The sequence below is a fragment of the Kiloniella sp. EL199 genome (assembly GCF_900313065.1).
Taxonomy (GTDB): Bacteria; Pseudomonadota; Alphaproteobacteria; order Kiloniellales; family Kiloniellaceae; genus Kiloniella.
The window spans coordinates 598,045-612,792 of the sequence record NZ_OMPU01000010.1; the positions used below are offsets into that span (position 1 = coordinate 598,045).

The window sequence follows — 14,748 nt, forward strand, 5'->3', positions numbered from 1 at the left end:
AAGGTCACTTTTGGGGGGTCTCTGATTTCTATTCAATCGTCTCATTTATGGGTGCTATGAATAATATGCCTGCAAAGGATATAAATTCTGATCTGTTGAGCGAGGTTTTCTCGACGCTTCGGCTTCGCAGTCAGCTTTATTTTAAAACTGATTTCAAAGGCCCTTACGCAATTGAGCTGCCACATGAACAGCGTCGGATCCGCTTTCATTTGGTTTTACAGGGCCAGTGCTGGCTGACGCCCAATGGGATGGAATCGCATCTGCTGAACGAAGGTGATCTGGTTATTGTGCCGGATGGGGTTTCACAGATTGTTTCTCATAGCAACAACCTTGATTATCCAAGTCCTGTTACTTTGTCTGTTGCCCTGGAGCAGGGATGCTTTGATGGGGGCGTTTTGTCTTATGGTGAAGGAGAAGGCAGGTGTCGACTTCTTTGTGGCTTTTGTCAATTTGACGAAGATATCGATCACCCCATTTTAATTAACCTTCCCCCTTTGTTGATTCTGAACCAGGAAGCTCTTGGTCCAGAGCCTTGGACATCAAGTGCATTAAAGTTATTAAAACTTGAAGCCGAATTTGCTGGGCAAGGAGCGAGGGGGATTCTGGCACGTCTTCTTGAAATCATCCTTATTCAGCTGGTTCGTCGATTGTCATTAGATCTGGATTACAAACAAAAAGGTTTTATTGCTGCTCTTTCAGATATCCAATTGTCCAAGGCGTTAAATGTGATTCATCAAACTCCTCAGAAAGCCTGGACGGTAAATTCTCTTGCTCAAATCGCAGGAATGTCTCGGGCACGTTTTTCGGATTATTTTACCCGGTTGGTTGGCTTGCCGCCGATAGAGTATCTTACGCTTTGGCGGTTAATGCGAGCCAGGCTTTTGCTCTCCAGTACAGACTATTCAATCGACAGAGTTGCCGAGCTTTGTGGCTATGCATCAACACCGTCATTTTCCAGTCGTTTTAAACGGCAATTTGGTCAAGGGCCGGGGACCTATCGTCGTAGGGTAAGAGATTATGATTACACATAATAATTAATCAACAATCCCACGCAACAGGTAGCCAACGCCATAGGAAACCAAAGCGGCCAGTCCGCCAATCAAAAGTGTTTCTGTGCCCGAACGCCACCATGGAGCCAGTGACCAGCGGCTTTTGATCATGCCAATGATGAAAAAAGCAAGGGCTGTCATACCGCAGGCGAGAGTAAAAGCGTTTTGAAGGGAAAAGATAAAGGGCAGCAAGGGAATTGCGCCTGCGATAAAGAATGCCCCAAATGTTGATAGTGCAGATTTCAAGGGAACCCGTGATGTTGGGGATATGCCATATTCCTCTGTAATCATGGTGTTGATCCAAAGCTCTTCATTTGATGTTATGGCGTCCGCTGCTTCTTCCAGGGTCGGCCCGCTTAATCCCTTCGCTGATAGAATTTGTCGGATTTCTTCACGTTCGCCCTCTGGAACCTGTTTTATGTGTTTGCGCTCGATGGCCCACAGGCGTTCTGTATCATCCAGTTCGGATTTGGTTGCACTGTAATTTCCTGCGGCCATGGAAAAACCATCGGCAAGTAAGTTGGCAACCCCAAGGATCAGAATGACACGGACTGACAGCTGTGCACCTATCACACCGGATACAACCGCAAAGGTCGTGACGGCGCCATCAATGCTGCCGTAAACCCAATCCTGCAGATAACTTGCTTTGTGGCCCTTGGCAAAACGTTCTCGAATGGCTTTGGCTGAATGATCATGTTCCAGTGTCATATCAGTTTCCGTTCATCTGAATTTGTCATATTCGTGTTCAGTATAAATTAGAAACATTTTCTTTCCCTTGATTTACAACATATACCGGACATCAGAATAAATTGTCCTTATTGACAATTTATTTTTTACACCATATTTATTGTCATAATTGATAATTTATTTTGGTTTGTTGAAATGCCTAGACCGAGTATAAAACATGAAAGAAGAGAAGACATTCTGAAGGCTTATGAGCGCTGTATCGCGCTTTATGGTCTGGAAGGGGCGACACAAAAACGTATTGCTGAAGAGGCGGGGATTGCTCGTCCCCTTTTACGTCACCATGTGGGGAATAACGAAGAACTCTTGCGAGAGGTTGTGAAGCGATACACTGATCGATGTCGCACGAGTATGCAGGAACTTGCGGCCTATCCCTTTTCTGGTGAGGACGAGTTATTGGCCCTTCTGTTTTTGGATAATTCAGATATGACCTCACCAACTGACACAATGATAGCAACGAACCTGATTGTTATAGCGCAAACCCACGACTATACAAAAGAGCTTATGACATCGTGGTTTGATGATGTTCAGCTTAGTTTTGAGAAGGTTTTATCGGCTCTTTATCAAAATGCAAAGAAAGACATGATTTCAATTATCGCATCAGGCCTGATCGGCATCTACTTTAACCACGATGCGCTTTTCCCTATAAAAAAGAATGATAAAGATTTTCAACAAAGATCTTATCAGGCGGCAAAGCAGTTGCTGCTATCTCTTCAAACACAGGGGGAGGTTTGAGATGGATTTCTGGACGCACTTGCTTGATGAATGGACGCTCTATGAATGGCAAAGTTTGGCTGATGATTGGGTGTTTGTTTTTGCTATGGCCTTTTTTCTTTTTGAAATTATCAGGCTTGTGATCAAGAAAGAAATGACCTGGGCTACAGCGGGGGACTGTTTTGCGAACTTCGTAACTCTGGTTGCTCACGTCGGGCTTGTTGCTGTATTTGCGGGCGTATATCTGGCTGCTTTTTATCTCATTTATCCGACCTATAGCTTGACATTGATGCCGAGTAATTATTGGACAGTTGCTTTGTGCATTATCTTGGCGGACTTGGCGTATTACTTTGAACACAGGGTCGCTCACCGTATGGGACTAGGCTGGGCGACACATACCGTTCATCATAGCTCTCCCTATTTCAATATCTCTGTTGCTTATCGACATGGGCCTCTGGATGCAATTTTTGGATTGCCGTTTTATATACCACTGGTTTTCATTGGCTTTGATCCCTTTTTGGTTCTGTTATCTGCATCGCTTGTGCAGCTATACCAGACACTGTTGCATACCGACACGATCGGAAAGCTGCCCAGGTTTTACGAGGCAGTTATGAATACACCCTCTCACCACCGGGTACATCATGGTTCCAACCCGCAATACATTGACAAGAATTATGCAGGGATTTTTATCATTTGGGATAAAATGTTTGGCACTTTTGCAGAGGAAGAAGAAACAGTTATCTATGGCGTATCTCCCCCTATTAAATCAGTAAACCCGATTGTGGTCTTTTTTCATGGATTTACAGGGTTAACCCGAAAAATCTGGCACGCCAAAGGATTGAGTAACAAGCTAGCCTATTTGATTCAACCGCCGGGGTGGCATCCAAAAAATGATCAATAGATTTAACTTTTAGTCTAATCTTCTCAAAGATCACTTGTCTCCTGATAAGGTAGGGATTTGATAGCTTTGAAAATATTTGTATGGAAATCTGTATCTCTATGGATAGGAAGGATACAGATTTTTATTCATGCATATTGTTGCTTTTACTTTCCGTTTAAAACCATGTCTTTGATCTTTTGGGCCTTTTCAAAATGATCAAGCTTGTGCGCCTGTATCCACCATGTAGCTGCTTCCATCAATAGCTCTGGATCGTCGTTCTTATTCGCAAAAAAAGCGTAGAAAGACAGGCCAACTGTCTCACCCTTTTTCTCTATCTTGAGGTCACAGACCTCAATAATTTTGTCTCTTAGAGATTGTCGCATCGCAGGAATTTTCCTTGTCAGGAATAGAAGTGATATTGTTTATCCTGCTTCTGGTGTCTTTGGCAAAATTATTTCACTACAAGATGGGCGTTTCTTTTCTCTTTTTTTGGTATTTCCTCATAAACCCCAGCATCAATGTCGTGCATAGAATGTAATGTAATCAAAAATTTTGTTAACACTTTATTAACTATTTCATTTGTGTTTTGATATACCTGTTTTGAGTTTTAGGGTTTAACCTTATTGGGGCTATTCCTTCATCCCAAAACGCTGCTTGCGAACGAAATAGAAAGGCGCAAAGGCGTTGATTGAATTCAGGCATTCTAAAAATCAGGCCTTTTATGACTATTGGTGCAATCTACCACGGACAGGAATTTTACCGGATAAAAGCAGTTTCAGGCCGGAAGAAATTCCAAGTTTGTTGCCTACCATGCTGGTTTACGAACTGATATCATCTGATCTTATCAGGATAAGGCTCATCGGATCGGCTGTAGAGGAACGTTTTGGGGGTAATCGAACGGGTAGTAACTACCTGGATGCTGTCGAAGAGCATCGCAAGCCAAGTGCGTCGGCTGCTTTATGGTCGCAGGTTGAAAAACCCTGCGGGATGCATGTGCTTTTGGAACAGGAGCTGATGTCCGGGCGGATTGCCTGTATCGAGGCTGTTGGGCTACCCATTTCAAACGTTGAAGACGGCCATCCACTTATCCTGTTTCAGAATAACGAAATCAGTTGGGATCGGGACGATGCTTTTTTCGAAAGTTCGCATCAGTTTGACGATAAAGAGGACCGTTTATTAAAGTGTATCCGGGTTTCCGAACGGACCTTTTTTGATCTCGGGGCAGGGATTTCTGATTTCAAAGATTGATTCGTGATAGTTGTTCGGCATGAGGTCGAACTTTCTTTATTTACAGCAATTTTGTGTTAAATTTTCCAGCAATCAAAGATTTAAAAACGATTTTTCATCACATTCGTTTGCTTTATTTTCGATTATTTTTGAAATAATAGTAAAATCAGTAAGATAGTTCTTGATTTAAGTCATCGGACACGGGCATGATCTTGCTTGTGATTTTCAGTTCCGGTTTTGGTGACCTCCTTATTTATTTCTACAAGGTATTCGAGCCATAGTGCAACTCCTGTTCTGGAAGTTACATTGCTTGCGTGAATGTTAAAAAAAGGCTGTGGCTCTTTATGGATTTTAAACATCCGAAATCTGCAGAGTTTTACAGGTATTGGCTCGATTTGCCCCGTGATGGTTATGCGCCGTCGCGAGACAGTTTTCGCCCGGAAGAAGTACCGTCATTACTCCCCAATTTTATGATCTACGAGATGATCTCGGACGATTATATAAAAATCCGCCTTCTTGGATCAAGCTTAAGTGAAAAGTTTGGCGACACCGGTAAGGGGGGGAATTATCTGGATCTGGTTGGTAAAGAGCGCCGAATACAGGCTTCGCAAGCTCTCTGGACTGTTGTAAACAAGCCTTGTGGTATTGTTGGTGTCGTCGAACAGGTTATGCAGAGTGGTTTGAGTATTTGTCTGGAAACGGTTGGTTTACCCCTGTTGAATAGTGATGGGGGAAATCCGATGATCCTCTTTCAAAAAAATGAGCTTGATTGTGAAAAGCGTCTTCCTGATGCCAACACTGAAAACCTGAATTACCTTAAAATATTTAAACGACAGTTCATTGATATTGGCGCTGGGCTGGATGGGGTTGAAGATCTCATTTACCCATCCCTGGCCGACGCTTGAGCGTGCTGGTTTCAAACGAAGCTAAATTAGATAGTAACTCGCCCTCTGTGATTGCTTTATTTTTGAGGTAATTAACCCAGTTGTTTTGGGATAATCGCGCGGGCTATTTCTGTCAAATGTCGCAGGTCCGACCCGCAGCATCCACCAAAGATATTGAGCCACGGCATTCTGGAATAGATTTCCTGATATTGCTGCCCTAATTCGTCGGGGTTTCCGGCATCAAGTGCCTCACAATTATCAAGCTCTGCATGACTCATTCTTGACGCATTACAGCGGATGCCTTTTATCCTTTTTGCCCAGCTGTGATCGCCTAGCTGGTTATCTGATAAATCCCCAGATGATAAATTTGGGGGGAAATGTTCAGGGTGCGCACAGTTGATCATAAAATAAATCGCCTGAGAATTGGTTTCCCGGTCAACTTGATCAATCGCGTCAGCAAGCGACTGACCGGTCGGGAGCAAACCATCTGTTTCAACCGTGAAAGAAACTGCGATAGGCAATTTCGCTTTGTGTGCTGCACGTACGGCGCCAATGGCCTCTTCTGATTGTGTAAAGGTCATGGCTGTTATCATGTCCACAGGTGTAGCAGCCAACCAGCTTACCTGTTGTGCATGATAATCTTCGGCCTCTTTTGTCGATATCTGGTAATCCGGGGCATAGGCATCTCCGCGGGGACCTAAAGAGGCATTGAGGACAATGGCTTGTTGTGTGTTGTTATCCCATTTTTCTCTAAGGGCGGCTATGAAGGCAACGGAAGCATGGTTAGCGGCTTCTATATCGTCCAGACCTTCCCCAAGATCATCAGCCCAATGGGGGTGAGCTTTCCAGGTTTGTCCATCGAGAATAAAGCCGGTATTCATCTGTTGTGCGAGAGCAAGAAATCCTTGGTAATAGTTCGTAAGCGCACCGCGTCCCTTTTCATCCGGTAGCAGAGTATGGGCGGCAAAGGCTTTGATGGGAATGTTTTGATTAAAGATCAAGTCGGTCTCTAAGCCGCCATCACTCAGAAACAAGCCACCTTTTAGTTGGGGTAAATCTTCTCTGTACCGCGATTTCATTCTCGTATTGGTGTTTGCCAACATTGTTTACCCCGAACTTCTGGAAAGTCTCTATTTCAAGATCACTGAATTTAACAAACACTACCTACGAAGATGTTTCAAGATAAAGCAAAGAGAACTTTCATGATTGTTGGTCATGTGCAGAGGTTGAGGGGAGAACGAAACCAACTCACATTGTTGTAAGGCCGAAACAGACAAGGCTTGAACCAAAGCCAAAAAAGATAATGGCTATAAGCTTGTTGATGAAAGTTATGGTCGAAGGTTGACGGATCAGGCGAGACAGTTTGACAGCAGTATAGGCAAAGGCGCTGAGAGAGAGAAAAGATAACCCCATGAAGGTTGCTGTCATAAGCAGCAGCTGTGGTGTGGCGGCGGCCTGTGTATTTAAAAAGAGCGGGAAGAGGGCAAGCAGGAAAATAATCATCTTGGGATTTGTCAAACCAACAAGCAGGGATTGCCGGAAAAGATAGGGGGCAGATCTCTGAACTTGCAAGGAAGCCGCAAAGGAACAGACGCTGCTATTGGTGTCGGCGCCAGCATCGTCATTGGTGTTTTTGGCATCCTTGTTATCTACGCAAAGATGATCAAGTGAGATCATGCCCCTTTGCCAGTTCTGGTAGGCAAGCCAGAGTAGATAGCTGCCGCCCAGAACACGCAGAACTGAAAATATTCCTGGTTCTGTTGTTATAATTGCGCCTAAACCAAGTGTAACAGCGAGACCAACGCACCCAATCGCCACAACATTGCCTAGGGTTGAATAGATCGTTTTTCTCATCCCCAATGACAGGCCGTTTCTGATTGCAAGAACGATTGCTGGACCAGGGGCGAGAATATTTGCACTCGCGGCAAAAACAAAGGTGACCCAGATTTCAAAGGTCATTGGGGGCTCCTGATAAACTTTTTTGCTGACATCAATTGGTAATCGGTCCAGTTGTCTGTGGTGGTTTGGTCTTCTGGCGTCATTCTTTTGGGGATAACCATTTAACTGTGGCGGGTTATCTGGCTGAGAATGAACAGGGGAAAGTTAATCGCAAAAATAAAATCAAAAAAAATAGTTTGTTTTTATAAATAAATAAAAAATAATGATATGAATTTTGATTGAACGGAATCTGCAAGATGGACCTGTCTGCATTACGTACATTTAAACTGGTGATGGATCTGGGCAGTGTGACAGCTGCGGCAGAAAGTTTGAATACGGTACAGCCCAATGTCACAGCCCGCATTCGCAAGCTTGAGAGTGAACTCGGCGTTTCACTTTTCTTGCGGGCGCATCGTCGTTTGGTGCCTACGCATGAAGCAGAGAAGCTGTTGGAATATGCCAATGCCATGCTGACCCTGGAACGTGCCGCGAAGGGAGCGGTGAACCCGGGTGATGTCGGCCATATACGAATGGGGTTTGTGGATACGCAGGCATCTCATCTGTTGCCACGTTTTATAACGGAATACCGGCGCTTTCATCCTGATGCAGAAATTTCCGTGGATACCGGGGTTTCCGGCTCTCTTAATAATGCCGTGAATGATTGTCGTCTGGATGCCGCGGTCGTGGTTGATCGTCGAAAACGCAGTACAGATCAGGATAGCTTAATAACGCATATGCTTTTTACCGAACCATTGGTTTATATTGCACCAAAAGGTTTAACCAGGCTGGAGCAAGCACTGGAACTGCCGATCATGGTTTTGATTCAGGAAGGCTGTGGCTATCGTAATTTTGCAATTGACTGGTATCGAGCACAAAATCTGACCGCGCCCAAGATGATGGAGATCTCTACACTGGATGGTATTCTTGCCTGTATCAAGGCTGGCCTCTGCGCGTCTGTTTTGCCACGGTCCATTGTTGAGAGTTTCGAGCTGGAAAACAGAGCGGCGGTCTTTCCGTTAGAAGGGGGCAATGCAGAGATCAATATTGCGTTGGTTCACCGGCCAGAGTTCAAGGGAGATCATCGGATAAACCTTCTGCTTGAAATGTTCCGTCGTGAAGCCATTGCCGCAGAATAATTTAGGCTAATAGCTTCAGCTATAATGCTTCTGGGGCTACCAGATTTAAAAAATCCTGTGTAAAAAGTTCTATGATTTCTCGTTGGGCGGGGGACCGTCTTGTTGCGAGATGAAAGTCTGACGTCCAGCATAGATCTTTATGGTGCAGAGCTTTTAGATTTCCCCGATCTACCCACTCTTTTGCGTAGTGATCGGGTAACGCTCCGAGGAATTTTCCACTCAGAATAAGGCTGGCCTGTGCTTCCATATTTGAAACCAGCGCGGTTTGCCCTTTGCCTTTCAAAAGCTCCAGACCGGAATGAGTATTGTAACTGCGCAGACAGAGTTGATGGTCTTCTATTATCTGAGGGGTGATTTTATCGGAAGAGACGTTGAAAAGAGGGTGCGATGCACCGCAATAGAGGGAGTGGTGCTCTGACGACAGATATTGATAGCTTAGACCTTCGATCTTTTGCGTAAAAGGCCCTATGGCAAGGTGCAGTGTGCCGTTGATAAGTTCAAGTTCCAGCTCATTGGGGGAGGCAACGTGAAGCTGAAACTGGATGTCATTTTCTCTATCGAAAAAATGCTTTATAGCCGCACTGATCGGAAGGGCTGGGTTTGTGTGGTGCGCATCAACCACGCCAATTCGTAATGATCCTTTTAAGGCATCTCGTAATCCAAGGAGGTCATTTTCAAAATCTTCAAACTGGATCAGCATCTTTCGGGACATCTCGTAAGTCTGTTGCCCTCGATCGGTTAAGTGAAATCCACTGCGTCCCCGTTCACACAGACGATAGCCCAGAATAATTTCCAGATCGCGAATATGATTACTAATGGCTGGCTGACTTATGCCTAAATCATACTGTGCGCCGGAAAACCCGCGATGCTCTACAACCTTGCAAAAAGTACGGAGAAGCTTTTCTGAAAAGAGGCTCATACTGTTACCCTGTTAACCAGATACACCCATTAATGATGTATTTTATAATGCATTAGAAAAAGAAATATAAAGATAATTAAAATCATATTTTATTATGTAATTAAATCAGGCTCAATTTGTTGAGCAGATTTATCAAGAAATGGAGTAAATAATGGCAGATCATGGTTATGAAGCCGGGCGATTGGATTTGCCTTTTGTTGGAATTTCAACTTTTGGCAAACGGAACTATGTCGCTGATTGGGACAAGATTGACGCGGATGTTGCTGTTTTGGGCGCGCCTTTTGATTTTGGCACACAGTGGCGGGCTGGCGCACGGTTTGGTCCCAGGGCTGTGAGGGAAGCTTCAACTCTTTTTTCTTTTGGCCATGCGGGTGCTTATGACCATGAAGATGAAGCAACTTACCTTGGTTCTGATGTGCGTATCGTGGATATCGGTGATGCGGATATTATTCATACACAAACAGAAAAAAGCCATGCCAATATAGAGCTGGGCGTCCGTAAAATTCTCTCTGCGGGGGCGTTGCCTGTCGTCATTGGCGGTGACCATTCCATTAATATTCCCTGTATAAATGCCTTCGCGGATGATGCTGCGGGAAAAGGTTCTATTCATGTTGTGCAAATTGATGCGCATTTGGACTTTGTTGATGAACGTCACGGGGTGACAGCGGGTCACGGTAATCCCATGCGGCGGGCAATTGAAAAAGATTACGTATCTGGCATGACGCAACTGGGTATCCGTAATGTGTCTTCTACAGCTAAAGAAGGCTATGATGATGCACGTACACGAGGATCTGATATTCTTTCTGTTCGTCAGGTCCGTAAATTGGGACCAGAAGGTGTTCTTGACCGAATCCCGAAAAACACGCGTTATTATGTCACCATTGATATTGATGCGTTTTGTCCCTCTATCGCGCCGGGTACAGGAACCCCCAGTCACGGTGGCTTTGCCTATTACGATGTGTTGGAAATTCTACAGGGCCTTGCAAAGCAGGGAAATGTTGTCGGGATTGATCTGGTTGAGGTTGCCCCCGCTTATGACCCTACTGAAAGTACACAGATACTGGCGGCGCAACTGTTGATGAATTTCATTGGATTTATTTTTTATGAGAAATATAAGTAAAATCAATGCTCTATTGTTCACCTTTGTTTTTTTAGATTATGATTGACGATGCGTGTTGTTATCAATAATCCAATTGGTCTCTAAAATAGACCATATGGTTTTGAAGTTTCTCTGTTAATTTTTGTTCGCAAATTCTATCTTATTCAGGTTCATTCTTATGCATGCCAAAATTTCATCCACTCAAGCTCTTGCTGGTAGCAACATACTTGTGACCGAGCGATTAACATTGCGCCCTTTTTCTTCAAAAGACGGGGATATTCTGTTTCAGCTTTATGGCAATGCTCAGGTTATGGCGATCCGCAAAATTGGCACGCAAACCCCACAGGGAAGTGATAAGCAACTCGGGATTATAACCGATCATTGGTTGCGTCGCGGCTTTGGTCTCTGGGCCGTTTTTGATCGTGAACAAAATGTGTTTATGGGCGAATGTGGATTGCGGGAAGAAAATGAAACAGATGAGATCGTCGAACTTTCGTATGGTTTGTTACCAGAGTTCTGGGGGGGCGGCTTGGCAACAGAGGCTGTGATGGCAGTGCTGGCATTTGGCAAAGAAACACTGGGTATGAAAAAAATCCATGCTTATGCACAAAAGAAAAATGCTGTGTCTTTACACATTCTCTCCAAGTTTGGCTTTCAGCACGAATACGATTTTGACGAGGATGGTGAGATGATCACCCGCACGATTCTAGAGGTGAATTAATCTATTAAAGAGAAGATGCAGGTTGTTATCGTTTCTTTGATCCTGGATGCCGGGTTGATGATTTAGGCTGTTTGAAGAGAAAGTTTATTGACTGGATCTGAGAAATGGCCTTTAGCTTACGATAGTTGAATTGTCCTGATTTTCCTGTACCCAAAAGCTGGAAATCCGATGCCTCTACCAGATGTAACGCAGACTTATCGCGATCCACACCGTTATCCCAAAGGGATCTCTTTCCTTGACGATCAATATGTTCCTATGGATCAGGCGAAAGTATCCGTATTGGATTATGGCTTCCTGCATTCTGATGCCACCTATGATGTTGTTCATGTCTGGCAGGGTGCTTTTTTCAGACTGGATTTACATTTGGATCGTTTTTTCGCCGGTTTGGAAAAACTTCACATGGCTATTCCCTATAACCGGGATGAGGTCATTGAAATTCTACAAAACTGTGTGGCTTTATCGGGGCATCGGGATGCTTATGTCGAGCTGATTTGTACGCGTGGGAACTCACCCGATTTTAGTCGTGATCCCCGCGATGCCATAAATCGCTTTATGGCTTTTGCTATTCCCTTTGGATCTGTTGCTAACAAGGCACAGATGAAACGGGGATTGCACCTTGCAATCAGTGACAGGGTTCGCATTCCGTCAAGTTCCGTTGACCCCTCGATAAAGAACTATCATTGGCTGGATCTGGTTCAAGGGCTTTATGATGCTTATGAAAAAGGGGCAGAGACGACACTGTTGCTCAACGATCACGGTAACATTGCGGAAGGTCCCGGTTTTAATGTTTTTGCTGTCAAAGATGGCCTCGTCGCAACACCGGATAGTGGCGTGTTAGCAGGTATCACGCGGCAGACAGTTTTTGATCTCTGTGCAGAGCTGGGTATTGCTTGTGAAGCAACTCAAATATCGCGGGATGAGTTGGTTGCTGCTGATGAAATTTTTATTTCATCCACCGCTGGCGGCGTTATGCCTGTAACACGGTTGAATCATTCTGTTGTAGGTGATGGCCTGCTTGGCCCAATATACAGGCAAGTTCATCAGCTTTATTGGGATAAACACAACGATCCTGTCTGGGCATTACCTATAAACTACAGCTGAATAATAGATCTGGTTGGTTGATGTTTTTTTTCGGCTCTTAGAATCTGCCTTGAAAAAAGCCCCCGGCCTGCTTGTGTGTGTGATGGGCCGGGGGCCAATTTCTGGAGTATAGACAGTACTTTGACTACGCCAACATTGCCAAAATACGGTCACCTCCAGAAACTCGGCATGTCTGTCCTCTTTAACCGGCTTCGGTCTTTAAACTTCGCCTGCGTATTCGCCGCGGCCCGGATAGTCATTTGCAATGACAAAATCCAAAGCACCGATCATTTCTTTGAAGACAGGCCGGACAAAAGGCATTGTCTGGACAGATGCATAATAAAGTGTCTGTCCCGGCGTGACGAGAAAGACGCCTGGCTCGGAAAAGAGAGCAGGTTCTTCGATGCCAATGGATGTTTTGCCGCGAGATGTTGAGATATAGAGGCCCCATTCCTTGGCCACAGACAGAGGCAAGTCATAGGCAAAACGCAAATTTTTGGCGTCGATTTTTGCCGCCATTTCTTCTGTACGATCTTTCCCGTCAGAGCTGATGGCAATGGTTTTTACACCGCGTTCTGCGAATTCAGGTGTCAGGCGCTCTAGCTCTTTTAGGTAATTTGCACAGATTGGGCAGTGGAGGCCGCGATAGAAAGTCACCAGTGTATAGCGCTCGGCACCATCACTGCTGAGATCAAACCTTCCATCATTGAGTGTTGGCAGTGAGAGCTTCGGGGTTTTCTGACGAGGCATCAGCATTACAGGGGGGACCTTTCTGAGGGTATTGGGTCTCGTAAATCATTTGGCTGGACTTCAGCGCTTGATTTTTATTATAGTGAACCTTTAGGTACTTTTTGTGCAAAAAAATTGATCCATAGTACAAAATGTGAAGGAGTTATTTTGGGAAAGCCTTTTAAAAAAGCTGATCGATTGTCAGCCCTTATTCAGCGATTTCATATTCATGCCCGTGTACAGAATATCGGGCGTGATTTGTTAACAACAGAATTTGAAAGGCAAAGTTTTCACGAACGACAAAATCTCCAAGAAACCGGGTCTTTAGAGACTGGAAGCCAGCCCGTTAGTCCTGTGGATATATCTGGCTATGATAATGTCCTGAGACTGAGGCCCGAAAGTGATACTGGCGTTATAAATGCTGAACTTCCTGTTGGAGAGGCCAACTTCTTTGTTGTACAGCGTGGTCAGGTTTTATCATCAGTTCCTGAATTTGATGGCCTGAAGCCAGATATTCCATTGCTGGTGTTTTATCCGCGTGGCGTGCCTGATGATTTCAAGGTTATTTCATTTCATACATTCGATCACAGCGGTTTAAGCGATGATCAAGGGGCAAATGGTTTTGTGTGTGCTGTTGTTGATACTGGCGGTGATGCAAACCCCATTGCCTTGGCTCTGCCTGATCTGGTGATTGTACGACTTGATCAATCTGCACCGTTGCGGGCTGTTACCGATATTCTTTTGGAAGAAGCAATTGCCCCGCGTTGCGGTGGGCGTGCCGTTATTGATCGTCTTTGTGAAATTGTTGTGATCCGTCTGTTACGACATTTGATCGAAGCAGGACAGACAGAGGTCGGGTTGTTGGCGGGTTTGGCCGATCCCAATATCTCGTTGGCGATTATCGCAATGCATGACAATCCTGATCGTAACTTTAACCTCGAAAATCTTGCTGAAATTTCGGCTATGTCCAGAACCCATTTTGCCAATTCCTTTCGCAAGCTTGTGGGTGTGACACCCGGGCAATATCTTTCGAACTGGCGTCTGACACTTGCGCGAACCGAGCTGGCCAAGGGTGTTCCCTTGAAGGCTATTGCAGGACGGGTCGGGTTTTCCAGTTCAGCAGCCTTGTCGCGGGCATTTACCCGCCGCTATGGTGTTAGCCCCAAGCAGGAAATGTTGCGGGGATAAAATCTATTCCCGCTGTTCGGCATACACTGCTTCGATGTTATGGCCATCAAGATCAAGAACAAAGGCTGCGTAATAACCATCTTCATATTCTGGCCGCAAGCCGGGTTTGCCATTACAGGTCGCTCCATTTTCAAGAGCGATGCGATAGAACTCATCAACACTTTTTTTATCGCTCGCGTTAAAGGAAATATGTACAGCGTGGGATAAAGGGGCATCTTCGTCAGCTTGACGTATTTCAAACATGTCATGGACACTGGTGCCGTAACCGATAACGATGTCGGGAATATCAAGAACCTGGTCATAGCCAAGCGCAGACATGATCGGGTCATAAAAATTTTTACTGGCTTCAAGATCTTTTACTTTTATCTGTACATGATTGAAAATCATTATTTTTCTCTGTGAAAGCAGGGGGGCTTGAAAGTTTCTATGTATGTTGAGCG

The 14,748-nt window shown here is 44.9% G+C and carries 17 protein-coding genes; 10 read left to right on the top strand and 7 right to left on the bottom strand.

Going from position 1 to position 14,748, the window contains the following annotated elements:
• Positions 1-65 precede the first annotated feature (65 nt).
• Positions 66-1,031, top strand: coding sequence for an AraC family transcriptional regulator (locus D9A03_RS11245; RefSeq protein ID WP_120497686.1), 966 nt, complete (start codon positions 66-68; stop codon positions 1,029-1,031).
• Between the two features lie 3 nt (positions 1,032-1,034).
• On the opposite strand, the gene D9A03_RS11250 is transcribed toward D9A03_RS11245, so the two are convergent.
• Positions 1,035-1,757 carry a VIT1/CCC1 transporter family protein gene (locus tag D9A03_RS11250; RefSeq protein WP_120497268.1) on the bottom strand — a complete coding sequence of 241 codons (723 nt, stop codon included), beginning with the start codon at positions 1,755-1,757 and terminating at the stop codon, positions 1,035-1,037.
• A gap of 174 nt (positions 1,758-1,931) precedes the next feature.
• Here D9A03_RS11250 and D9A03_RS11255 point away from each other — a divergent pair, with 174 nt between their 5' ends.
• Together D9A03_RS11255 and D9A03_RS11260 are read left to right on the top strand one after the other, a co-directional pair.
• Positions 1,932-2,528 carry a TetR/AcrR family transcriptional regulator gene (locus D9A03_RS11255; protein WP_120497269.1) on the top strand — a complete coding sequence of 199 codons (597 nt, stop codon included), beginning with the start codon at positions 1,932-1,934 and terminating at the stop codon, positions 2,526-2,528.
• 1 nt (position 2,529) lies between these two features.
• The gene (locus tag D9A03_RS11260) at positions 2,530-3,408 is read left to right on the top strand and encodes a sterol desaturase family protein (protein ID WP_120497270.1); all 879 of its coding nucleotides are present in this window, start codon (positions 2,530-2,532) and stop codon (positions 3,406-3,408) included.
• 143 nt (positions 3,409-3,551) lie between these two features.
• On the opposite strand, the gene D9A03_RS11265 is transcribed toward D9A03_RS11260, so the two are convergent.
• Positions 3,552-3,770, bottom strand: coding sequence for a DUF6500 family protein (locus tag D9A03_RS11265; protein ID WP_120497271.1), 219 nt, complete (start codon positions 3,768-3,770; stop codon positions 3,552-3,554).
• 301 nt (positions 3,771-4,071) lie between these two features.
• Between D9A03_RS11265 and D9A03_RS11270 the strand changes: the two genes are divergently transcribed.
• Together D9A03_RS11270 and D9A03_RS11275 are read left to right on the top strand one after the other, a co-directional pair.
• The gene (locus D9A03_RS11270; RefSeq protein ID WP_120497272.1) at positions 4,072-4,635 is read left to right on the top strand and encodes a PAS domain-containing protein; all 564 of its coding nucleotides are present in this window, start codon (positions 4,072-4,074) and stop codon (positions 4,633-4,635) included.
• Between the two features lie 323 nt (positions 4,636-4,958).
• Positions 4,959-5,519, top strand: a complete 561-nt coding sequence (locus D9A03_RS11275) for a PAS domain-containing protein (protein ID WP_162938096.1) — start codon at positions 4,959-4,961, stop codon at positions 5,517-5,519.
• A 71-nt stretch (positions 5,520-5,590) separates the two neighbouring features.
• Here D9A03_RS11275 and D9A03_RS11280 read toward each other — a convergent pair whose 3' ends face one another.
• Complete coding sequence (locus D9A03_RS11280) at positions 5,591-6,601, bottom strand: homocysteine S-methyltransferase family protein (protein WP_120497274.1); 1,011 nt, start codon at positions 6,599-6,601, stop codon at positions 5,591-5,593.
• A 145-nt stretch (positions 6,602-6,746) separates the two neighbouring features.
• Complete coding sequence (locus D9A03_RS11285) at positions 6,747-7,457, bottom strand: LysE family translocator (RefSeq protein ID WP_120497275.1); 711 nt, start codon at positions 7,455-7,457, stop codon at positions 6,747-6,749.
• 236 nt (positions 7,458-7,693) lie between these two features.
• Between D9A03_RS11285 and D9A03_RS11290 the strand changes: the two genes are divergently transcribed.
• Positions 7,694-8,572 (top strand): LysR family transcriptional regulator, encoded by an 879-nt coding sequence (locus tag D9A03_RS11290; protein ID WP_120497276.1) that lies wholly within the window; start codon positions 7,694-7,696, stop codon positions 8,570-8,572.
• A 19-nt stretch (positions 8,573-8,591) separates the two neighbouring features.
• Here the strand turns inward: D9A03_RS11290 and D9A03_RS11295 are convergent, their stop codons facing one another.
• On the bottom strand, positions 8,592-9,491 hold the full coding sequence (locus D9A03_RS11295) for a LysR family transcriptional regulator (protein WP_120497277.1): 900 nt from the start codon (positions 9,489-9,491) through the stop codon (positions 8,592-8,594).
• A 151-nt stretch (positions 9,492-9,642) separates the two neighbouring features.
• Here D9A03_RS11295 and speB point away from each other — a divergent pair, with 151 nt between their 5' ends.
• The 3 genes from speB (at position 9,643) to D9A03_RS11310 (ending at position 12,412) form a co-directional block, all read left to right on the top strand.
• Positions 9,643-10,611, top strand: coding sequence for an agmatinase (speB, locus tag D9A03_RS11300; RefSeq protein ID WP_120497278.1), 969 nt, complete (start codon positions 9,643-9,645; stop codon positions 10,609-10,611).
• Positions 10,612-10,768: 157 nt separating this feature from the next.
• The gene (locus tag D9A03_RS11305; protein ID WP_120497279.1) at positions 10,769-11,311 is read left to right on the top strand and encodes a GNAT family N-acetyltransferase; all 543 of its coding nucleotides are present in this window, start codon (positions 10,769-10,771) and stop codon (positions 11,309-11,311) included.
• Between the two features lie 168 nt (positions 11,312-11,479).
• The gene (locus D9A03_RS11310; protein WP_120497280.1) at positions 11,480-12,412 is read left to right on the top strand and encodes an aminotransferase class IV; all 933 of its coding nucleotides are present in this window, start codon (positions 11,480-11,482) and stop codon (positions 12,410-12,412) included.
• A gap of 198 nt (positions 12,413-12,610) precedes the next feature.
• On the opposite strand, the gene D9A03_RS11315 is transcribed toward D9A03_RS11310, so the two are convergent.
• The gene (locus D9A03_RS11315; protein ID WP_120497281.1) at positions 12,611-13,147 is read right to left on the bottom strand and encodes a peroxiredoxin-like family protein; all 537 of its coding nucleotides are present in this window, start codon (positions 13,145-13,147) and stop codon (positions 12,611-12,613) included.
• A 141-nt stretch (positions 13,148-13,288) separates the two neighbouring features.
• Here D9A03_RS11315 and D9A03_RS11320 point away from each other — a divergent pair, with 141 nt between their 5' ends.
• On the top strand, positions 13,289-14,308 hold the full coding sequence (locus D9A03_RS11320) for an AraC family transcriptional regulator (protein ID WP_162938097.1): 1,020 nt from the start codon (positions 13,289-13,291) through the stop codon (positions 14,306-14,308).
• Between the two features lie 3 nt (positions 14,309-14,311).
• Here D9A03_RS11320 and D9A03_RS11325 read toward each other — a convergent pair whose 3' ends face one another.
• The gene (locus D9A03_RS11325; RefSeq protein WP_120497283.1) at positions 14,312-14,695 is read right to left on the bottom strand and encodes a VOC family protein; all 384 of its coding nucleotides are present in this window, start codon (positions 14,693-14,695) and stop codon (positions 14,312-14,314) included.
• Between the last annotated feature and the right edge of the window lie 53 nt (positions 14,696-14,748).